Genomic DNA, 20,446 nt, shown 5'->3' on the forward strand with positions numbered 1-20,446 from the left:
GGAAATCGGCGTTTGCGTCAGAACTCGGCAGTGGCAGTGACGAGGGTAATCAGCTCTGCAAAGCCGTTCCCAGAGTTGTTATTTGTAAATCTCGGCGGTGGCGTGGTAGTTGCCTTCGTTACGCGCTTCGATCACGCGGTAGGCGGTCGCGCCTTTAGCGTCGGCTTTCTCCGACAGCGCCTGGCGAATGTCGGTCGGTGCGCCGTCGATACCGCTGACGGTAATGGTGCCGATAGATTGCAGATTGGCGGTCTGATCGTTAGTCACCAACTGGGCGGCAGATGCGCCGAAGGAGATGACGGACAGCAGACCGAGTGCAGCAAGAGTAGTTTTCATGTTCATGATAGCGATCCTTGGTCATAACCGCCTGGAAGGGCTTGGCAGCGATTTTTATTCTTGAAGGCCGTTATGACAGCGTTTGATTCCAGAGATGTATTGCCCGTTACCGGGTAATGTCGTTACTTATTTGTAGATTTCAGCGGTCGCGTGGAAGTTGCCGTCGTTGCGCGCTTCGATCACGCGGTAAGCGGTCGCCCCTTTGGCGTCAGCTTTGTCAGACAGTGCCTGGCGAATGTCGGAAGGCGCAGCGGCGACGCCACTCACGGTGATCACACCGGCGGGTTGCAGTTGTGCGGCCTGGGTTGCATCAACAGATTGTGCTGCGAATGCACCAAATGAAAGCATGGACAGAACGCTCAGGGTTGCAACGGTAGCTTTAATTTTCATCATCTCACCTCATCGTATTCTTTTATCAGTTCCAACGAACTGTGATTCAGTTCACGAAAATGAGTATACAGCTAGTAACGCGAAAAATTAATAGTTCGCTAACAGTTTCTAGTGAAACTTTAACCTTATGATCCTTATTTTTTATAACTGCAAGGAATAAAAAACGCTCATAAAACGATCTTTTGATGTTAAATTTATGTAATTTCAATAAGGTAAGTGCTTTTAACCAAAAGTGCGGAAGATCACAGTGGGTACTGCTGGTTACATGGCGATGTCATGGAAATGTGTTGTTGCAGGATAAAAAAGCAGTGTTAAACGCGGTTAAAGGCCGGGGAGGTAACGCGAGGGTTAAAGAAGCGCTAACAAAATGCGGAAGGTAGCCGCACTTTGTTAGCGCCAGGTTTCACAGCTCTTGCTCAAACACGCCCAGGATCGCTTCATGCAGCTTCTGAGCGGTAAAGCCGCTGGACGGGGTGACGAAAATGGTATCGTCGCCGGCAATCGTGCCGAGGATGCCCTGGGATTTACCCAGTGAGTCGAGCAGGCGGGCGATCAGCTGCGCGGCGCCCGGGCTGGTATGGATCACCACGACGGCGTCGTTATGGTCGACGTCCAGCACCAGATTCTTCAACGGGCTGGTGGTGGTCGGCACGCCGAGTTCGGCAGGAAGGCAATACACCATTTCCATTTTGGCATTGCGCGTACGTACCGCGCCGAACTTGGTCAGCATGCGCGATACTTTGGATTGGTTAATGTTTTCGAAGCCTTCTTCTTGCAGCGCCAAAACGATCTCGCCTTGAGAACTGAATTTTTCTTCTTTCAATAACGCTTTGAACGTCTTGATCAGATCTTCCTGTTTTGCGGGATTACGCATTTTGCACCGTGGAATGTTGATAGTGGAAGTCATGATTATGCATATAGATGAATTTTTATGCAACAAAGGCCGCCCCAAAGAAAATAAAAAAGACCGGGCGGCGAGGAAAGGGCGGCATTTTAACAAAATCCGGCCGCGATGAATATGCCCTTTTGACGACGGAAAATCGGCCTACGGTGGTAAATAAAATGTTATTAAAATGATGTTGTTCTGATGTTGCGTAAGGGTGTAATGTAACGGCCGGTTAACTTGCTCGTGAATAACCTCGCACTATTTTTGATTAGTGTGCGCTATGCCCTTCATGCGCAAGCGATTTAATCTAAAATGGGCGCGACAGCGGCCGTTTTATTACACCTGCAGGCAAGAATTGACTAATTTATTGTTTTGAAAGGTGTAATGACTCAAGGTTCGTAACCAACACATTCACGGCGCTTTATATATTTAAGATAATAAAGGAGTATAGGATGAAAGTTGCAGTTCTCGGTGCTGCTGGCGGTATCGGCCAGGCCCTCGCCCTTCTACTCAAAACCCAGCTTCCTTCAGGTTCTGAACTCTCTCTCTACGACATTGCCCCCGTTACCCCAGGCGTTGCCGTCGACTTAAGCCACATCCCAACCGCAGTTAAAATCAAAGGCTTCAGCGGCGAAGACGCGACCCCGGCTCTGCACGGTGCGGACGTGGTGCTGATTTCCGCCGGTGTGGCCCGTAAGCCAGGCATGGATCGCTCTGATCTGTTCAACGTTAACGCCGGTATCGTGCGTAACCTGATTGAGCAAGTGGCGAAAACCTGCCCGAAAGCCTGCATCGGCATCATCACCAACCCGGTTAACACCACGGTCGCTATCGCGGCGGAAGTGCTGAAAAAAGCCGGCGTTTACGACAAGAACAAACTGTTCGGCGTGACTTCGCTGGATATCATCCGTTCCAACACCTTCGTGGCCGAGCTGAAAGGCAAGCAGCCGGAAGAGCTGAACGTGCCGGTTATCGGCGGCCACTCTGGCGTGACCATTCTGCCTCTGCTGTCGCAGATCCCTGGTGTGAGCTTCACCGATCAGGAAGTGGCGGATCTGACCAAACGCATTCAGAACGCCGGTACCGAAGTGGTAGAAGCCAAAGCCGGCGGCGGGTCTGCAACGCTGTCCATGGGCCAGGCGGCCGCACGTTTCGGTCTGTCTCTGGTGCGTGCGCTGCAGGGCGAAAAAGGCGTTGTGGAATGCGCTTACGTTGAAGGCGACGGCAAATACGCTCGCTTCTTCGCGCAGCCGCTGGTGCTGGGCAAGAACGGCGTTGAAGAGCGTAAAGATATCGGCACCCTGAGCGCCTTCGAGCAGAAAGCGCTGAACGAGATGCTGGACGTGCTGCACAAAGATATCGAACTGGGCGAGAAGTTCATCAATAACTGATCGATACCGAGAGTCAGCCGATAAACGCCGCCGGACGCTGTTCCGGCGGTTTTTTTTGTTCCGCGTTCACGACTTGATGCGTGCTTTGCGATCCAGCAGGCAATCGCTGTGCGGATCGTAATAACGGCTTGGCCAGATCTCCGATGGGTGAATGCCTATCGCTTCGGCGATCAGCCATTCCCCCTTCGGCCACGGGCGCGACAGCGCATTGGCCAGCGTCGATGAGCTCAATCCGGCCTTGCGCGATACCGCCGCCAGCGTGGTGCCCTGCTTGCGTAGCGCCGCGATGATATCTGCCGGGTGCCAATCTGGGTTCCTTGAATTCATGTTTACATTCCTTTTCTGATTAGCCAAAGTTGCGTTAGTGGTATAACTAACGAGTCAAAGTTAAGCGTTTGAACAACGTGAAACGTTTATTCGGAAACCAGAATACCATTAAATTTCCTAAAAAATACCCAGGTAATTTCCAAAAATGACGTTGCCCACTATTGCCCAGAGATGATGGCCATGAAAAACGAGTGGTTTGCCGCCAAGGAACTGACAGGCATCGCAGGATTACCCTCCTCACCACAGGGAATCAATTTGATGGCCCGGCGCGAAGGCTGGATCAGCCGCAGGCGTAAAGGCGTGCAGGGAAAAGCGTTGGAATACCATATCGATAGCCTGCCTTCAGGTGTGCGTAACCTGCTGGTGCTGAAGGAAGACGGGGCGGCCTATGACGTAGAACGCCAGGATCCGTTGGCGGTCTGGATCGAGTATTACTACCATTTGACGGAGAGCGAGCGCGAGAAAATGGTGGCTTTCCTGATGCGGGAAGGGATTGGCGGCCTGCTGGCGCGTATCGACGAAGAGAGCAATACCTAAGCAGGCCCGCGTACGCGGGCCTGATGAGTGTATTGCGAAATCACGATTTCTTAAAAATCGCGTTGCACCGCTAAATGGGCCAGGCCTTCCAGCGCCGTGCGGTGCTCCGATGCCGGCAACACCTGCAGCGCGGCGATCGCCTTGTCGGCCTCTTCCTCGGCGCGTTGGCGGGTGTATTCCAGCGAACCGCATTGCTGCATCGCCTGCAGTACCGGCTCCAACAAATGACGGCCGTTGCCTTGCTCAATTGCGCCACGGATCATGTCACGCTGGGCGTCGTCGCCGTTGTGCATCGCGTGCAGCAGCGGCAGGGTCGGCTTCCCTTCGTTCAGATCGTCGCCGGTGTTTTTGCCCAGGGTGCTGCCGTCGGCGCTGTAGTCGAGCAGATCGTCGATCAGCTGGAAAGCGGTGCCGAGGTAGCGGCCATAATCTTGCAGCGCCTTCTCTTGTTCGGCGCTGGCGCCGGACAGGATCGCCGACGATTGCGCCGCCGCCTCAAACAGACGGGCGGTTTTGCTGTAGATCACCCGCATATAGCTTTCTTCGCTGATGTCGGGATCGTGCACATTCATCAACTGCAGCACTTCGCCTTCGGCGATGACGTTGACCGCCTCCGACATCAGCGCCAGCACGCGCAGGGATTCTAGGCTGGTCATCATCTGGAAGGCGCGGGTATAGATAAAGTCGCCGACCAGCACGCTGGCGGCGTTGCCGAACGCCGCGTTGGCGGTGGCTTTGCCGCGGCGCATGTCCGATTCGTCGACGACGTCGTCATGCAGCAGCGTGGCGGTATGAATGAATTCGATCAGGGCGGCGACGGTGACGTGCTTGTTGCCTTCATAGCCCAACGCCCGCGCCGCCAGGACGGCGATCATCGGCCGGATGCGCTTACCGCCACCGCTGATAATGTAATAGCCAAGCTGATTGATGAGCGTGACATCGGAATTCAGCTGTTCGAGAATTGTTGCGTTCACGGCCGCCATATCTTGCGCGGTTAACTCGGTAATTTGCTCTAGGTTCATTGTGTTTTTTTCAGCTGTGTTTCTCTTCACCGCGTTGAGATCGCTGCTCACATCGGTACATGGCGGTAACTGTCCCTATGATTGTACTTGAAAAACGGTTCAGATAAACGCCACGAAAGAAACTGCGCTTTTTTTCTTCTTTTTTCTTGTTCTGGTCTTATTCTGCTCTTGTCATACGCTGCTTTTTTGCGTAGAATTCGCGCCCTATTGTGAATATTTATAGCGCGCTCTGAACTAACACAGTCGGGCACGCGGAAAGCGGAGTTTTATATGTACGCGGTTTTCCAAAGTGGTGGTAAACAACACCGAGTAAGCGAAGGTCAGACCGTTCGCTTGGAAAAGCTGGACATCGCAACTGGTGAAGCGGTTGAGTTTGACCAGATTCTGATGATCGCTAATGGCGAAGATATCAAAATCGGCGTTCCTTTCGTCGATGGCGGCAAGATCAAAGCTGAAGTTGTTGCTCACGGTCGTGGCGAGAAAATTAAAATTGTTAAGTTTCGTCGTCGTAAACACCACCGTAAGCAGCAGGGCCACCGTCAGTGGTTCACTGACGTTAAAATCACCGGCATCAGCGCTTAAGTTAGGAGAGCGGATTAATGGCACACAAAAAGGCTGGCGGCTCGACTCGTAACGGTCGCGATTCAGAAGCTAAACGTCTGGGCGTAAAACGCTTTGGCGGCGAAGCAGTACTGGCAGGCAGCATCATCGTTCGTCAGCGCGGCACCAAATTCCACGCTGGTACCAACGTGGGTTGCGGCAAAGACCACACTCTGTTTGCTTTGAAAGACGGTAAAGTCAAATTCGAAGTTAAAGGCCCGAGCAATCGTAAATTCATCAGCATCGAAGCTGAATAATTTTTCGAGCCTTACGAAATAGATGTAAGCCCCGCAATTCGTTGCGGGGCTTTTTACATTTATGGGTTGCCTGAGGGCAGGCCCGTCAGCGTTGACGAAGGTGATATGGATACGAAGCAGCAGGTCGGCGTTGGCATTTCTCTGGCGTTAACCACGGCGGTTTGCTGGGGCGCGTTGCCGATCGCGATGAAAGAAGTGTTGGTCGTGATGGAGCCGTTTACCGTTGTCTGGTATCGCTTTACCATGGCCGCCATCGGTTTGGGCGTGATCCTCGCGGTACGCGGCAAGCTGCCGCGGCTGACGATGTTCCGCCAGCCGCGTTGGCTGCTGCTGTTGGCGATCGCGACGGCGGGGCTGCTAGGCAACTTTGTGTTCTTCAGCTCCTCGCTGCAATACCTGAGCCCGACGGCGTCGCAGGTGATTGGCCAGCTGTCGCCGGTGGGCATGATGTTCGCCAGCGTGCTGATTTTAAAAGAACGTATGCGCATCACCCAGGTTATTGGCGCCCTGATGCTGATTTGCGGACTGATGCTGTTTTTCAACGTCAGTTTGATAGAGATCTTCACCCGGCTGACGGACTACACGCTGGGCGTTATGCTGGGCGTGTGCGCGGCGATGGTTTGGGTGAGCTACGGCGTGGCGCAGAAGGTGTTGCTGCGCCGACTGGCTTCGCCGCAGATCCTGGTTATGTTGTACACTTTATGTGCGATAGCGTTGTTCCCTCTGGCCAAACCCGAGGTGATTTTCCAGCTGAGCGGCTGGCAATTGGCGTGTCTGCTATTTTGTGGCGCCAACACGCTGATCGGCTACGGCGCGTTGGCAGAGGCGATGGCACGCTGGCAGGCGGCGCAGGTGAGCGCGTTGGTGACGCTGACCCCGCTGTTTACCCTGCTGTTTTCAGATTTATTGGCGCTGGCCTGGCCCCAGGCATTCGCTGCGCCGACGCTGAACATCGTCGGCTATGTGGGTGCGTTTGTGGTTGTGGCGGGCGCCATGTTTTCCGCAATTGGTCACCGGTGGTGGCCGCGACGGGCAGAACCCCCCCTGGTTGCTCCTTTGAAGCAGCCCGGTGAATGATTTACGGAGACGGTAAATGAAGTTTGTAGATGAAGCAGCGATTCTGGTCGTTGCAGGCGACGGCGGCAACGGGTGCGTCAGCTTCCGCCGCGAAAAATATATCCCGAACGGTGGGCCTGACGGCGGTGACGGCGGTGACGGCGGCGACGTTTACCTGCTGGCGGATGAGAACCTCAACACCCTGATCGACTACCGCTTTGAGAAGTCTTTCCGCGCCGAGCGCGGCCAGAATGGCCAGAGCCGCGACTGTACCGGCAAACGCGGTAAAGACGTCATCATCAAGGTGCCGGTCGGCACGCGCGTGAAGGATCAGGGCACCGGCGAGATCCTCGGCGACATGACGCGTCACGAGCAGAAGCTGATGGTCGCCAAAGGCGGCTGGCACGGTCTGGGCAACACCCGTTTCAAATCTTCGGTCAACCGCGCGCCGCGTCAGAAGACGCTGGGTACCGCGGGCGAAGCGCGTGACCTGTTGCTGGAGCTGTTGCTGCTGGCCGATGTGGGCATGCTGGGGCTGCCGAACGCCGGTAAATCGACCTTCATCCGCGCGGTGTCTGCTGCCAAACCTAAGGTGGCCGATTATCCGTTTACCACGCTGGTACCGAGCCTGGGCGTGGTGCGCATGGACCACGAGCAGAGCTTTGTGGTTGCCGACATTCCGGGGTTGATCGAGGGGGCCTCCGAAGGGGCGGGCCTGGGTATTCGCTTCCTGAAACACCTGGAGCGTTGCCGCGTGCTGCTGCACTTGGTGGACATCGCGCCGATCGACGAAACCGATCCGGTGGAAAACGCCAAAGTGATCATCAACGAGTTGAACCAATACAGCGAAAATCTGGCGCAGAAGCCACGGTGGCTGGTGTTCAACAAAATTGATGTGATTGGTGAGGAAGAAGCCGCCGAACGCGCCAAAGCGATTGTGGAAGGCATGGGTTGGGAAGGGAAGTACTACATGATCTCCGCCGCCAACCGCGAAGGCGTCAACGCGCTGTGCTGGGACGTGATGAACTTCATCAACACTCAGCCGAAAGCGATGGCGATTGAAGAAAGCGCGCCGGAAAAAGTCGAATTCATGTGGGATGACTACCACCGCGAGCAAATCGCGGAGGTGGAAGCCGAAGCGGAAGATGACTGGGATGACGACTGGGACGAAGACGACGACGAAGGCGTCGAAATCATTTACCAGAAGTAATTCGGTGATAAAGGGCTCAGCAACACTGGGCCCTTGTTATTTGAGCGCCTTTTCCGGCAACCAGCACTGGGCGTTCAGGCCGCGCGCATCGCGGCGGTTTTCCAGCGTCAATCGCCCCTGGTGCAGTTGCGCGATGCGGATCACGATATTCAGGCCCAGTCCGCTGCCGCCGTAGCGTTGATCCATGCGGCGAAACGCCTGCGTCAGCTCCCCAACCATCTCTTCCTTGATACCCGGGCCATCGTCGATGACCTGCAGCAGATAGCCGCTGTCTTGCGGCGTTAATCGCACCTGCATCGCGCCGCCTTCCGGGCCGTAACGGTGGGCATTTTCGACCAGGTTGCGCAGCAGCAACCGCAGCAGCACCGGATCGCCGTTCACCGCGGCGACGGCCGGCAATTGCCAATCCAGCGTCTGTCCGCGTTGGGCGGTCATTTCGTCGAGTTCTTCGCGCAGCGGTTGGATCACATCGGCCACCCAATCGAAATGCTGATAATGGCCGCTGGCGAAGTCTTGCCCGGCGCGCGACAGCATCAGCAACTGCTCGACGGTGTGCATCAGTTGATCGATGCGGGCGATCAGCGCCTGGCTGCCCTGGACGCCCTGCTTTTCCATCAGTTCCAGGTGCAGGCGGATGCCGGCCAGCGGCGTGCGCAGCTCGTGGGCGGCGTCGGCAGTGAACAGGCGTTCCTGTTGAATGGTGTTATCCAGCCGTGAGAACAGCTGATTGAGTGCATTGGTGACCGCTACCATTTCCTGGCTGTCGCTGGTGATTGGCAGCGGCGTCAGGTTATCGGCAGAGCGCTTTTCCAGCCGCTGCTGCAATTGGTTTAGCGGGCGGATGATCCAGCTGATGGCCCAAAACGACGCCAGCAGCGTGACGACCATCATGATCAGCGAAGGCGCCAGCAGCGACGCGATGGCCTCGGCGATCTCGGTATCGACGCGCTCGGTACGCACTTTGGCGGACAGGGTTTCATCCACCAGGAAACTGATCTGCTCCTGGCTTTCGTGCCACAGCCAGAAGGCGCTGATGAGTTGCGTGACCAGCAGGATCAGCGCCAGCATCAGCAGCAGGCGGCGGCGCATGCTGATCATGACGAGGGTTCCAGGCGATAGCCGATGCCGCGCACGGTGCGGATGCGATCCTTGCCCAGTTTGCGGCGCAGGTTGTGGATGTGCACTTCCAGCGTGTTGGAACCCAGGTCGTCCTGCCAGGTGTAGAGATCCTGCTGCAGGAGTTCACGATTGACCGTCTGCCCGGCACGCATAATCAGGCGCGCCAGAATGGCAAACTCTTTCGGCGTAACCTCCACCGGCTGTTGCTGCAGGTAGACCTGCTGGCTGGAGAGGTTCAACTGCAGGTCATCCACCTGCATCAGATTGTCGCTGTGGCCCTGGTAGCGCCGCAGAAGGGCGCGCACGCGCGCCTGCAGCTCAACCAGCGCGAAGGGTTTGACCAGGTAGTCGTCGGCGCCGGCATCCAGCCCGTCGACGCGATCTTCCAGGGCATCACGGGCGGTCAGGATCAGCACCGGCAGATCGATCTGCTGGCGGCGCCACTGCCGCAGCAGTGCGGCGCCGTCCATGTCCGGCAGACCGAGATCCAGGATCACCATGCTGTATTGGCTGGTGATGAGTAGGCTGTTGGCCTCCGCCGCCGTGGCGGCGCAGTCGCAGACGTAACCTTCGCCGGTCAGCGCCAGTGCCAGCCCCTGTTGCAACAGTTCATCATCCTCAACGACCAGCAGCTTCATGACGATCCTCAGTTGTTTTGGTAAATGTCCCGATACAGGCGGCTTTCGAAGCGCACCAGCGGCGCGCGGCGCTGTTTCTGATCTTCTGGCGGCACGGCGTAGCCGGAGAGATACTGCACGAAGGCCATGCGCTGGCCGCTGGCGGTCGTGATGAAGCCCGCCAGGTTGTAGACGCCCTGCAGTGCACCGGTCTTGGCCGACACCTTGCCGTCGACGCCGGCTTCGTGCAGGCCGCCGCGGTAGCGCAGGGTGCCATCATAGCCGGACAGCGGCAGCATCGAGATGAAGTTCAGCTCGTTGTCGTGCTGAGCGATGTACTGCAGCGCCTGCATCATAGTCGCCGGCGCCAGCAGATTGTGGCGCGACAGGCCGGAACCGTCGGCGATAATGGTATTGCCCAGATCGATGCCGGCCTTCTGGCGCAGCACCTGCCGCACTGCATCGGAGCCCGCTCGCCAGGTGCCCGGTACGCCGAAGCGCTCGTGGCCGATGGTGCGGAAGACGGTATCGGCGATCATGTTGTCCGATTTCTTCAGCATGATCTTCAACAGATCGTGCAGCGGCGCCGACTGAGTTTGCGCGATCACCGTGCCGGTGATGCCGGGACGCGTCTGGCGTTTCAAGTGCCCGTCGATCTGGATACCGGCCTGGGTCAGTTCGTCTTTCAGGATTGCGCCCGCATAGCTGGCGCCGTCCTGGATGGCGAAGGCCAGCGGCAGCGGTTCGCTGCGTTGCGTCAGGCAGCCGGTCAGGGTAAAGCGGTTCAGTTCGCCCGGCACCACGTCCAGCTCGCAGTATTGCGCGTCTGCTGAGCCGCGCGCCAGGGTGCGCACCTGGCTAAACATATTGACTGGATAATAGGAGGCGACGCGGATAAACGCCATGTCGCCCGGATTCGGCGCGCTGTACAGCGAGACCGAGAAACAGTTGCGATCGACGATGGCGGCGGCCGGCGGCGCGCTGAAGCACTGCGTCAGATCGTTCCACGGCCAGCCGGGCGCCTTGTCATGGCTGGCGAAGACCGAGGTATCGACCAGCACGTCGCCGCTGATTTGGCGCACGCCCTGTTTCTTCAGGACGGCCACCATATTGCGCAGGCTCTGGCGCTTGAAGGTCGGATCGCCGCTGAAGCGGGCGATCAGGTTGCCGTGCAGCACGCCATCGCGGATATCGCCCTGGTTCTCCAGCGTGGTGGTGAAACGGTAATCGGGCCCGAGTTGCAGCAAGGCCGCCAGCGCGGTCAGCACTTTTTGGGTACTGGCCGGCAGCGCCATCTGCTGAGAGTGATAATCGATCGTCGGCGCGCCGGCACCGATTTTCTGAACGACCAGGGCAAGGTTGGCCCCATCAGGCAGATATTGTGTGTACTCTTCAACCGGGGCCGCATTCGCATTCAGAACAAATGCGCAAGCCAATGCACTGACAATTCGTGAAAAACGCATAATCTCGGGATAACAGCTGGATAACGTGCCGTCATACTACGGTGCAATCAGGGAAAAAGTAAACGATGACCCTCAAGGAACTCTAGGCTAAAATGCGTATCAAAATGCAAAACCAATCTTGGCTTGGGCCTCGTTCCGAGTCAGGTTTCTTTTGTTTGTCGCCTGGAGGCGGGTGGCGGTATGCCAACCGTGTTTTCATACGAATACGTCAGGATGACGGTTATTTGAACAGGAAAGATTTAGAGGTATTTATACGATGAACCAAATTCCGATGACCTTGTTTGGCGCTGAAAAACTGCGCGAAGAGCTCGAATATCTGAAAAGCGTGCGCCGCCCGAAAATCATTGCGGATATCGCTGACGCCCGTGAGCACGGCGATTTGAAAGAGAATGCCGAGTACCATGCCGCCCGTGAACAGCAGGGTTTCTGCGAAGGCCGCATTCAGGAAATCGAAGCCAAGCTGTCCAATGCTCAGGTGATCGATATCACCAAGATGCCGAACACCGGCCGGGTGATCTTCGGCGCCACCGTATCGGTGATGAATCTGGACAGTGAAGAAGAAGTGACTTACCGCATCGTTGGCGACGATGAGGCCGATTTCAAGAAAAATCTGATTTCGGTAAACTCGCCGATGGCGCGCGGCCTGATCGGCAAAGAGCAAGACGACGTGGTGGTGATCAAAACCCCCGGCGGCGACGTGGAATACGAGATCCTGAAGGTCGAGTATCTCTGATCGAGGCCGTTGGTCATTAATGCGCCAACGTTTTGTAAAGATAGGAAAAAGGCCGCAAGCGGCCTTTTATCTTCGTCAGGCGCATGGCACCTTTTCGTTAACCTGATGGTTATTAACGCGGTAGACTGATCTTGCGCTCTTTCGACGGGCGGTAAAGAATAAGCGTACTGCCGATAACTTGCACATTGCAGGCGCCCGTTTCACGCACGATAGCGTCGGCGATCAGGGTTTTGGTTTCGCGATCTTCAGCGGCGATTTTTACCTTGATCAGCTCATGATGCTCCAGAGCCTGTTCAATTTCAGCCAGCACCCCTTCGGTAAGACCGTTATTGCCCAGCATTACCACCGGTTTTAACGGATGCGCCAGGCCTTTCAGGTGCTGTTTTTGTTTATTATTCAGATTCATTGTCTTTTTTGCTTAAGTTGGGATTGAAAACGGTACATTCTACCGCCATCTCATGTATATCACCAAATCGGTCTTCACCGGTGTGAGTCTACGTGAGCAGCGACCCTGACATAAGACTCTTTTTATGATAGTTGGAAAACGAGATGGCTAATAAAAAGCGTTCGGCTAGCTCCAGTCGCTGGTTACAAGAACACTTTAGCGATAAATATGTGCAGCAGGCGCAGAAAAAGGGACTGCGTTCCCGTGCCTGGTTTAAACTTGATGAAATACAGCAGAGCGACAAACTGTTCAAACCGGGAATGACCGTGGTTGATCTGGGCGCCGCACCGGGCGGCTGGTCGCAGTATGTGGTCACCCAAATCGGCGGTACCGGGCGCATCATCGCCTGTGATATTTTGCCAATGGATCCTATCGTTGGCGTCGATTTCCTTCAGGGCGATTTTCGTGATGAACTGGTGCTGAAGGCGCTGTTGGAACGAGTAGGCGAGAGTAAGGTTCAGGTGGTCATGTCCGATATGGCCCCGAATATGAGTGGCACCCCGGCGGTCGATATTCCAAGGTCGATGTATCTGGTGGAGTTGGCGCTGGATATGTGTCGTGATGTCCTCGCACCAGGCGGAAGTTTCCTGGTGAAGGTGTTCCAGGGAGATGGCTTTGACGAGTACCTACGGGAAATTCGCTCCCTGTTTACGAAGGTTAAGATTCGTAAGCCAGACGCTTCCCGCGCCCGTTCGCGCGAAGTGTACATTGTAGCGACAGGGCGCAAACTGTAGTACCCTAACGCTGTTTGTTAACACAGTTGTAAGATGAGGTTAATCCCTTGAGTGACATGGCGAAAAACCTAATTCTCTGGTTAGTCATCGCGGTAGTGTTGATGTCTGTATTCCAGAGCTTTGGGCCCAGCGAGTCGAATGGCCGTAGGGTGGATTACTCTACCTTCATGTCCGAACTGACCCAGGACCAGGTTCGCGAAGCGCGAATCAACGGACGTGAAATTAACGTTACCAAGAAAGACAGTAACAAATACACGACCTACATCCCTGTCAACGATCCTAAGTTGCTGGATACGTTGTTAACGAAGAATGTGAAAGTTGTCGGCGAGCCGCCTGAAGAGCCGAGCCTGCTGGCTTCTATCTTTATCTCTTGGTTCCCGATGCTGTTGCTGATCGGGGTCTGGATCTTCTTTATGCGGCAAATGCAGGGCGGCGGCGGCAAGGGCGCGATGTCCTTCGGCAAGAGCAAGGCCCGCATGCTGACGGAAGACCAGATCAAGACCACTTTCGCCGATGTCGCCGGTTGTGACGAAGCGAAAGAAGAGGTGAGCGAACTGGTGGAATACCTGCGCGAACCGAGCCGTTTCCAGAAGCTGGGCGGCAAGATCCCGAAAGGCGTGCTGATGGTTGGCCCGCCGGGGACCGGTAAAACGCTGTTGGCGAAAGCGATCGCCGGCGAAGCGAAGGTACCGTTCTTCACCATTTCCGGTTCCGACTTCGTCGAAATGTTCGTCGGCGTGGGTGCATCCCGCGTGCGCGACATGTTCGAACAAGCGAAGAAAGCCGCGCCGTGCATCATCTTCATCGATGAAATCGACGCCGTCGGTCGCCAGCGTGGCGCCGGCCTGGGTGGCGGTCACGATGAGCGTGAGCAGACCCTGAACCAGATGCTGGTTGAGATGGACGGTTTCGAAGGCAACGAGGGCATCATCGTCATCGCGGCGACCAACCGTCCAGACGTGCTTGACCCTGCGCTGCTGCGCCCGGGCCGTTTCGACCGTCAGGTCGTGGTCGGGCTGCCGGATGTGCGTGGCCGTGAGCAGATCCTGAAGGTGCATATGCGCCGCGTGCCGTTGGCTGCCGACATCGACGCCTCCGTCATTGCGCGCGGTACGCCGGGCTTCTCCGGTGCCGACCTGGCCAACCTGGTCAACGAAGCGGCGCTGTTCGCCGCCCGCGGCAACAAGCGCGTGGTGTCGATGGTGGAGTTCGAAAAAGCCAAAGACAAGATCATGATGGGTGCGGAACGTCGCTCCATGGTGATGACCGAAGCGCAGAAAGAGTCGACCGCGTATCACGAAGCGGGCCACGCCATCATTGGCCGCCTGGTTCCTGAACACGATCCGGTACACAAGGTCACCATCATTCCTCGTGGTCGGGCGCTCGGTGTGACCTTCTTCCTGCCGGAAGGGGATGCGATCAGCGCCAGCCGTCAGAAGCTGGAGAGCCAAATCTCCACCCTGTACGGCGGTCGTCTGGCGGAAGAGATCATCTACGGGCCGGAAAAAGTCTCTACCGGTGCGTCGAACGACATTAAAGTGGCGACCTCCATTGCCCGCAACATGGTGACCCAATGGGGCTTCTCCGAGAAGCTGGGGCCGCTGCTGTATGCGGAAGAAGAGGGTGAAGTGTTCCTGGGCCGTTCCGTGGCCAAGGCGAAGCACATGTCGGATGAAACCGCGCGTATCATCGACCAGGAAGTGAAGTCGCTGATCGAACGTAACTACACGCGTGCTCGTTCGCTGTTGATGGAAAATATGGACATCCTGCATTCGATGAAGGATGCGCTGATGAAGTATGAAACTATCGATGCGCCGCAGATCGACGATCTGATGAACCGCAAAGACGTGCGTCCGCCGGCGGGCTGGGACGATGCGAACAAAGGCAACAGCTCCGACAACGGTGGCACTCCGAAAGCCCCGACGCCGGTAGATGAGCCGCGCACCCCAACGCCGGGCAACACCATGTCCGAACAGCTCGACAAGTAACAGCGGCTGTGTAATAACATCAAACCCCGGTACGCCGGGGTTTTTTTTTGCCCGGCGGGCAGTGAACCAGGCAACAGTAAGGTGGACCAACCATGCAGTTAACCGTGCGCGACATGACGCTCAACCTCTCCTATCCGCAGGTGATGGGTATCCTCAATGTGACGCCAGATTCGTTTTCCGACGGCGGCCGTCACAACACCCTGAACCAGGCGCTGCTCCACGCGCATGCGCTGATTTCGGCCGGTGCCACGATGATCGATATCGGCGGCGAATCGACAAGGCCGGGGGCAGCTGAGGTGAGTGAAGAGGAAGAATTGGAACGGGTCGTGCCGGTGGTGGAAGCGCTGGCGCAGCGCTTCGAAGTCTTTATCTCGGTCGATACCTCGAAAGCGGGCGTGATCCGCGAATCGGCGCATGCAGGCGCACATCTGATTAACGACATTCGTTCGCTGCAGGAGCCGGGTGCCCTGGCGGCGGCGGCGGAAAGCGGTCTGCCGGTCTGTCTGATGCATATGCAAGGGCAGCCGCGCACCATGCAGCAGGCGCCGCATTACGATGACCTGATTACCGATGTTCAGGCGTTTTTCGAGCATCATATTCAGCGCTGTAACGAGGCGGGGATAACAAATCAGAAATTGCTGCTCGACCCAGGCTTCGGTTTCGGTAAAAATTTGGCGCACAACTATCAGCTTCTGGCACGGTTGTCGGAGTTTCATCGTTTCGGTTTGCCGCTATTGGTCGGCATGTCGCGTAAATCGATGATTGGGCAACTGCTGAACGTGCCGCCGGATCAACGGGTTATCGGCAGCGTGGCCTGCGCGGTGATCGCGGCGATGCAGGGTGCGCAGATTGTCAGAGTGCATGACGTTAAAGAAACCGTCGAGGCGATGCGTGTCGTCGAGGCAACACTTTCAGCTAAGGGACAGTAGAGACATGAGCGAGCGCAAATATTTTGGCACCGACGGCATCCGTGGCAAGGTCGGGGACAGCCCCATCACGCCGGACTTCGTGCTGAAGCTGGGCTGGGCGGCCGGTAAAGTGCTGGCGCGTCACGGTTCCCGCAAGATCATCATCGGTAAGGATACGCGCATCTCCGGCTATATGCTGGAGTCCGCTCTGGAAGCCGGTCTGGCGGCCGCTGGATTGTCCGCCTCCTTCACCGGGCCGATGCCCACGCCGGCGGTGGCCTACCTGACGCGTACCTTCCGTGCCGAAGCGGGCATTGTCATTTCCGCTTCGCATAACCCGTTCTATGACAACGGTATCAAGTTCTTCTCAATCGACGGCGCCAAACTGCCGGACAACGTCGAAGAGGCAATTGAAGCCGAGATGGAAAAACCGCTGACCTGCGTGGAGTCCGCCGAGCTGGGTAAAGCCAGCCGTATCATCGACGCCGCTGGCCGTTACATCGAATTCTGCAAAGGTACCTTCCCGAGCGAGCTGAGCCTGAAGGGGCTGAAAATCGTGGTCGACTGCGCCAACGGGGCGACTTACCACATTGCGCCGAGCGTGCTGCGCGAGCTGGGCGCCACGGTGATCGCTATCGGTGTTGAGCCGGACGGTATGAATATCAACGAAAAATGCGGTGCTACCGACGTGCGTCAGCTGCAAGAGCGCGTGCTGCAGGAAAAAGCGCACGTTGGCCTGGCGTTTGACGGCGACGGCGACCGCGTGATGATGGTGGATCACCTCGGCAACAAGGTGGATGGCGATCAGATCCTGTACATCATCGCCCGCGAAGGCCTGCGTCAGGGGCAGCTGCGCGGCGGCGCGGTCGGGACCCTGATGAGTAATATGGGGCTGGAGCTGGCGCTGAAACAGCTGGGTATTCCGTTCGCTCGCGCCAAAGTGGGCGACCGTTACGTGCTGGAGAAACTGCAGGAACTGGGCTGGCGCATCGGTGCGGAAAACTCCGGCCATGTGATCCTGCTGGACAAAACCACCACCGGCGACGGCATCGTGGCCGGGCTGCAGGTGCTGACTGCCATGGTGCGCAACCACATGAGCCTGCATGACCTGTGCAGCGGCATGAAGCTGCTGCCGCAGATCCTGGTCAACGTCCGCTTCGCCGGCGAGCATAATCCGCTGGAGTCTGAAGCGGTGCGTAAGGTCACCGAGCAGGTGGAAACCGAGCTGGCCGGCCGTGGCCGGGTGCTGCTGCGTAAATCGGGCACCGAGCCGCTGATCCGCGTGATGGTGGAAGGCGAGGACGAGCAGCAGGTGACCGCGCTGGCGCATCGCATCGCCGATGCGGTGAAATCCGCAGGTTAAAACAGACAGTTAGCCATCGGGCTTGGCATCGCTGAGCCCGAATAGATGATTGTTGGCGTTTTTTTCCGCAAACGCGCCGGCGGCAGCAAATTGCCCTTGCGTGGGTTGGCGGCTTTGGTTAGTATTCACACCCGCTTCAGTAGGCAGTTTGTAAAAACGCCTGCTTGATGAGTGTGAAGCATTTGGCATGCGGTGAGGCCGCAAGGATACGGGTACTACTATGTACGAAGCTCTTCTGGTAATTTTCCTGCTGATCTCAATCGGGCTGGTTGCTCTGATTATGCTACAGCAAGGTAAAGGCGCTGATATGGGAGCCTCTTTCGGAGCAGGTGCATCAGGCACATTGTTCGGTTCGAGTGGTTCCGGTAACTTTATGACCCGCATGACTGCTGTGCTGGCGACGCTGTTCTTCGTCATCAGCCTGATTCTGGGCAACCTCAGCAGCAACCAAAGCAAGAAAGGCAGCGAGTGGGAAAACCTGGGTCAGCCAGTGAAAACTGAGCAGACGACCGCGCCGGCAGCACCAGCTAAGCCGAGCAGCGACATCCCGCAGTAAGCCGCAAAAAGTTTGTAAACGGTGGTTGTGAACTCGAAGGAACAACGGCCGTTAGCAGTAAGAATCAGTACCGAGGTGGTGGAATTGGTAGACACGCTACCTTGAGGTGGTAGTGCCCTAACGGGCTTGTGGGTTCGAGTCCCATCCTCGGTACCAAATCCCAGAGATAACTTGCAATTTTGCGATTATCGGCGTAGTATTTGCCACGTTTTCGGACGCGGGGTGGAGCAGCCTGGTAGCTCGTCGGGCTCATAACCCGAAGGTCGTCGGTTCAAATCCGGCCCCCGCAACCACTTTCCTTTAAGTGTTTATTTTCAAATACACTTTTCGATTGAAATCCGCTTTTCTCGATCAACATTTGAAAATGACACTTGCTCGAAAGTTGTACCGAGGCCGCCTAGCGGCAAACAGGGTCCAGTTGCATAAAGCCCCGATTTTTCGGGGTTTTTTGTTATTTGGCAACAGAATCACTGGGCTATTTAGCCCTTTTTTTATGTCTTGGGGGTGGGCTTGTCCACATTAGAGCAACAGTTAACAGAGATGCTTTCGGCACCCGTAGAAGCGTTGGGCTTTGAGCTTGTAGGCATCGAATTCATTCGTGCGCGCCAATCGACGCTCCGCATCTATATTGATAGTGATAACGGCATCAATGTTGATGATTGCGCTGATGTCAGCCACCAGGTCAGCGCTGTATTGGACGTCGAAGATCCAATCACGGTCGCTTACAACTTGGAAGTCTCCTCTCCTGGCCTTGATCGCCCGATGTTCACCGCAGAACACTATACGCGTTACCTCGGTGAAGAAGTCAGCCTGGTCCTGCGCATGGCGGTACAGAACCGTCGCAAGTGGCAGGGTATTATCAAGTCTGTCGAAGGCGAGATGATCACGGTTACTGTGGAAGGGAAAGATGAAGTGTTCGCGCTGAGCAACATCCAGAAAGCGAACCTGGTACCCCACTTTTAAAGTTTGGAAGAGGCAACTAGGATGAACAAAGAGATTCTGGCTGTTGTTGAAGCAGTTTCCAATGAAAAATCCCTTCCGCGCGAGAAGATTTTCGAAGCGCTGGAAACTGCATTAGCCACCGCAACCAAGAAAAAATACGAGCAGGAAATCGACGTGCGCGTCAGCATTGACCGTAGAACCGGCGATTTCGACACCTTCCGCCGTTGGGTCGCCGTAGACGAAGTGACTCAGCCGACGCGTGAAATCACGCTGGAAGCCGCTCAGTTTGAAGATCCGAGCATCGAGCTCGGCGGCTACGTCGAAGATCAGATCGAATCTGTGACCTTTGACCGTATCACCACCCAAACCGCCAAGCAGGTTATCGTGCAGAAAGTACGTGAAGCCGAGCGTGCGATGGTGGTCGACGCTTTCCGTGAACACGAAGGTGAGATCGTCACCGGCGTGGTGAAGAAAGTGAACCGTGACAGCATCGCGCTGGATCTGGGCAACAACGCCGAAGCGGTGATTGGCCGTGAAGACATGCTGCCGCGCGAAAACTTCCGTCCGGGCGATCGCATTCGCGGCGTACTGTACGCCGTGCGTCCTGAAGCTCGCGGCGCGCAGCTGTTCGTCAGCCGTTCCAGCTCGGAAATGCTGAAAGAACTGTTCCGCATCGAAGTGCCGGAAATCGGTGAAGAAGTGATCGAAATTAAAGCGGCAGCCCGCGATCCAGGCTCTCGCGCGAAAATTGCAGTGAAAACCAACGACAAGCGCATCGACCCGGTCGGCGCCTGCGTAGGTATGCGCGGTGCGCGCGTTCAGGCCGTGTCGAGCGAGCTCGGCGGCGAGCGCATCGACATCATCCTGTGGGATGATAACCCCGCGCAATTCGTCATCAACGCCATGGCGCCGGCCGACGTCGCGTCGATCGTGGTAGACGAAGATAACTGCACCATGGATATCGCCGTTGAAGCCAGCAACCTGGCACAGGCGATCGGCCGTAACGGCCAAAACGTGCGTTTGGCTTCCCAGCTGCTGAAACAACACCGCGGCGACGATCGTTGGGAACTGAACGTGATGACGGCGGACGACCTGCAGGCCAAGCACCAGGCCGAGGCTCATGCCGCTATTGATACCTTCACCAAGTATCTTGATATCGACGAAGATTTCGCCACCGTACTGGTTGAAGAAGGCTTCTCCACGCTGGAAGAGCTGGCCTACGTGCCGATCAAAGAGCTGTTGGAAATCGACGGTCTGGATGAAGATACGGTTGAAGCATTGCGCGAACGCGCCAAAGCTGCATTGACCACGCTGGCCCTGGCACAAGAAGAAAGCCTGGGCGACAACAAACCGGCCGACGATTTGCTCAACCTGCCGGGTCTTGAGCGCAGCATGGCCTTTAAACTGGCCGCGCGTGGGGTTTGTACGCTGGAAGATCTTGCCGAGCAGGGTGTTGACGATCTGGCTGATATTGAAGGGCTTAGCGATGAGCAAGCCGGTGAGCTGATCATGGCTGCACGCAATATCTGTTGGTTTGGCGACAACGCGTAATAACTGTAGCAGGAA

23 protein-coding genes and 2 tRNA genes are annotated in these 20,446 nt (G+C 56.5%); 16 read left to right on the forward strand and 9 right to left on the reverse strand.

What is annotated here, in order from left to right; all coding sequences use genetic code 11:
* Window positions 1-78: 78 nt before the first annotated feature.
* The 3 genes from yhcN (ACMGGW_RS00565) to argR form a co-directional block, all read right to left on the reverse strand.
* Window positions 79-342 carry a peroxide/acid stress response protein YhcN gene (gene yhcN, locus ACMGGW_RS00565; RefSeq protein ID WP_025305042.1) on the reverse strand — a complete coding sequence of 88 codons (264 nt, stop codon included), beginning with the start codon at window positions 340-342 and terminating at the stop codon, window positions 79-81.
* 120 nt (window positions 343-462) lie between these two features.
* Entirely contained in the window at window positions 463-726 is a 264-nt protein-coding gene (gene yhcN / locus ACMGGW_RS00570) for a peroxide/acid stress response protein YhcN (protein WP_025305043.1), read from the reverse strand.
* Between the two features lie 403 nt (window positions 727-1,129).
* Window positions 1,130-1,600, reverse strand: coding sequence for a transcriptional regulator ArgR (argR, locus tag ACMGGW_RS00575; RefSeq protein ID WP_016929335.1), 471 nt, complete (start codon window positions 1,598-1,600; stop codon window positions 1,130-1,132).
* A 464-nt stretch (window positions 1,601-2,064) separates the two neighbouring features.
* Here argR and mdh point away from each other — a divergent pair, with 464 nt between their 5' ends.
* On the forward strand, window positions 2,065-3,003 hold the full coding sequence (mdh, locus tag ACMGGW_RS00580; protein WP_004933569.1) for a malate dehydrogenase: 939 nt from the start codon (window positions 2,065-2,067) through the stop codon (window positions 3,001-3,003).
* A 66-nt stretch (window positions 3,004-3,069) separates the two neighbouring features.
* Here the strand turns inward: mdh and ACMGGW_RS00585 are convergent, their stop codons facing one another.
* Window positions 3,070-3,330 (reverse strand): helix-turn-helix domain-containing protein, encoded by a 261-nt coding sequence (locus ACMGGW_RS00585; protein WP_004933567.1) that lies wholly within the window; start codon window positions 3,328-3,330, stop codon window positions 3,070-3,072.
* 180 nt (window positions 3,331-3,510) lie between these two features.
* Here ACMGGW_RS00585 and ACMGGW_RS00590 point away from each other — a divergent pair, with 180 nt between their 5' ends.
* Window positions 3,511-3,867 (forward strand): DNA-binding protein, encoded by a 357-nt coding sequence (locus tag ACMGGW_RS00590; RefSeq protein WP_025305044.1) that lies wholly within the window; start codon window positions 3,511-3,513, stop codon window positions 3,865-3,867.
* Between the two features lie 50 nt (window positions 3,868-3,917).
* Here the strand turns inward: ACMGGW_RS00590 and ispB are convergent, their stop codons facing one another.
* A complete protein-coding gene (gene ispB / locus ACMGGW_RS00595) occupies window positions 3,918-4,889 on the reverse strand; it encodes an octaprenyl diphosphate synthase (protein WP_025305045.1) in 972 nt (323 codons plus the stop codon).
* Window positions 4,890-5,159: 270 nt separating this feature from the next.
* On the opposite strand from ispB, the gene rplU reads away from it, so the two are divergent.
* The 4 genes from rplU to cgtA all read left to right on the forward strand — a co-directional run bounded on the left by rplU (window position 5,160) and on the right by cgtA (window position 8,012).
* Window positions 5,160-5,471: a 50S ribosomal protein L21 gene (gene rplU / locus ACMGGW_RS00600; RefSeq protein WP_004933561.1), complete on the forward strand. Its 312-nt coding sequence runs from the start codon at window positions 5,160-5,162 to the stop codon at window positions 5,469-5,471.
* A 17-nt stretch (window positions 5,472-5,488) separates the two neighbouring features.
* Window positions 5,489-5,746 carry a 50S ribosomal protein L27 gene (rpmA, locus tag ACMGGW_RS00605; protein WP_004933559.1) on the forward strand — a complete coding sequence of 86 codons (258 nt, stop codon included), beginning with the start codon at window positions 5,489-5,491 and terminating at the stop codon, window positions 5,744-5,746.
* A 105-nt stretch (window positions 5,747-5,851) separates the two neighbouring features.
* Window positions 5,852-6,823, forward strand: coding sequence for a DMT family transporter (locus ACMGGW_RS00610; protein ID WP_043139276.1), 972 nt, complete (start codon window positions 5,852-5,854; stop codon window positions 6,821-6,823).
* 16 nt (window positions 6,824-6,839) lie between these two features.
* Window positions 6,840-8,012, forward strand: a complete 1,173-nt coding sequence (cgtA, locus tag ACMGGW_RS00615) for an Obg family GTPase CgtA (protein WP_025305047.1) — start codon at window positions 6,840-6,842, stop codon at window positions 8,010-8,012.
* Window positions 8,013-8,048: 36 nt separating this feature from the next.
* Here cgtA and pmrB read toward each other — a convergent pair whose 3' ends face one another.
* Genes pmrB through dacB form a run of 3 tightly spaced genes read right to left on the reverse strand, consistent with a single transcriptional unit; the run spans window position 8,049 to window position 11,211 of the window.
* Window positions 8,049-9,110 (reverse strand): two-component system sensor histidine kinase PmrB, encoded by a 1,062-nt coding sequence (gene pmrB / locus ACMGGW_RS00620; RefSeq protein WP_197832104.1) that lies wholly within the window; start codon window positions 9,108-9,110, stop codon window positions 8,049-8,051.
* Entirely contained in the window at window positions 9,107-9,769 is a 663-nt protein-coding gene (pmrA, locus tag ACMGGW_RS00625; RefSeq protein ID WP_019453348.1) for a two-component system response regulator PmrA, read from the reverse strand. Before pmrA ends, pmrB begins: the two co-directional genes overlap by 4 nt.
* Window positions 9,770-9,777: 8 nt before the next feature.
* Entirely contained in the window at window positions 9,778-11,211 is a 1,434-nt protein-coding gene (gene dacB / locus ACMGGW_RS00630; protein WP_141997092.1) for a serine-type D-Ala-D-Ala carboxypeptidase, read from the reverse strand.
* Between the two features lie 256 nt (window positions 11,212-11,467).
* Here dacB and greA point away from each other — a divergent pair, with 256 nt between their 5' ends.
* Window positions 11,468-11,944, forward strand: coding sequence for a transcription elongation factor GreA (greA, locus tag ACMGGW_RS00635; RefSeq protein ID WP_025305051.1), 477 nt, complete (start codon window positions 11,468-11,470; stop codon window positions 11,942-11,944).
* Between the two features lie 112 nt (window positions 11,945-12,056).
* On the opposite strand, the gene yhbY is transcribed toward greA, so the two are convergent.
* Complete coding sequence (yhbY, locus tag ACMGGW_RS00640; protein ID WP_004933536.1) at window positions 12,057-12,350, reverse strand: ribosome assembly RNA-binding protein YhbY; 294 nt, start codon at window positions 12,348-12,350, stop codon at window positions 12,057-12,059.
* A 143-nt stretch (window positions 12,351-12,493) separates the two neighbouring features.
* On the opposite strand from yhbY, the gene rlmE reads away from it, so the two are divergent.
* From rlmE to nusA, 9 genes are all read left to right on the forward strand, one after another.
* Complete coding sequence (rlmE, locus tag ACMGGW_RS00645) at window positions 12,494-13,123, forward strand: 23S rRNA (uridine(2552)-2'-O)-methyltransferase RlmE (protein ID WP_004933533.1); 630 nt, start codon at window positions 12,494-12,496, stop codon at window positions 13,121-13,123.
* Between the two features lie 56 nt (window positions 13,124-13,179).
* Entirely contained in the window at window positions 13,180-15,111 is a 1,932-nt protein-coding gene (gene ftsH, locus ACMGGW_RS00650; protein ID WP_004933529.1) for an ATP-dependent zinc metalloprotease FtsH, read from the forward strand.
* 92 nt (window positions 15,112-15,203) lie between these two features.
* The gene (gene folP / locus ACMGGW_RS00655) at window positions 15,204-16,040 is read left to right on the forward strand and encodes a dihydropteroate synthase (RefSeq protein ID WP_025305052.1); all 837 of its coding nucleotides are present in this window, start codon (window positions 15,204-15,206) and stop codon (window positions 16,038-16,040) included.
* Between the two features lie 4 nt (window positions 16,041-16,044).
* Entirely contained in the window at window positions 16,045-17,382 is a 1,338-nt protein-coding gene (glmM, locus tag ACMGGW_RS00660; RefSeq protein ID WP_025305053.1) for a phosphoglucosamine mutase, read from the forward strand.
* A gap of 220 nt (window positions 17,383-17,602) precedes the next feature.
* Complete coding sequence (gene secG, locus ACMGGW_RS00665; protein WP_004933519.1) at window positions 17,603-17,938, forward strand: preprotein translocase subunit SecG; 336 nt, start codon at window positions 17,603-17,605, stop codon at window positions 17,936-17,938.
* A 69-nt stretch (window positions 17,939-18,007) separates the two neighbouring features.
* Window positions 18,008-18,094, forward strand: a tRNA-Leu gene (locus ACMGGW_RS00670).
* 60 nt (window positions 18,095-18,154) lie between these two features.
* Window positions 18,155-18,231: transfer RNA gene (locus tag ACMGGW_RS00675), tRNA-Met, on the forward strand.
* Between the two features lie 217 nt (window positions 18,232-18,448).
* Window positions 18,449-18,901 (forward strand): ribosome maturation factor RimP, encoded by a 453-nt coding sequence (gene rimP / locus ACMGGW_RS00680; RefSeq protein ID WP_004933515.1) that lies wholly within the window; start codon window positions 18,449-18,451, stop codon window positions 18,899-18,901.
* Between the two features lie 21 nt (window positions 18,902-18,922).
* Window positions 18,923-20,431 (forward strand): transcription termination factor NusA, encoded by a 1,509-nt coding sequence (gene nusA, locus ACMGGW_RS00685; protein WP_019453340.1) that lies wholly within the window; start codon window positions 18,923-18,925, stop codon window positions 20,429-20,431.
* Window positions 20,432-20,446: the final 15 nt, after the last annotated feature.

Origin of the sequence: Serratia sp. BNK-4, assembly GCF_048685115.1 — a bacterium.
Taxonomy (GTDB): domain Bacteria; phylum Pseudomonadota; class Gammaproteobacteria; order Enterobacterales; family Enterobacteriaceae; genus Serratia; species Serratia bockelmannii.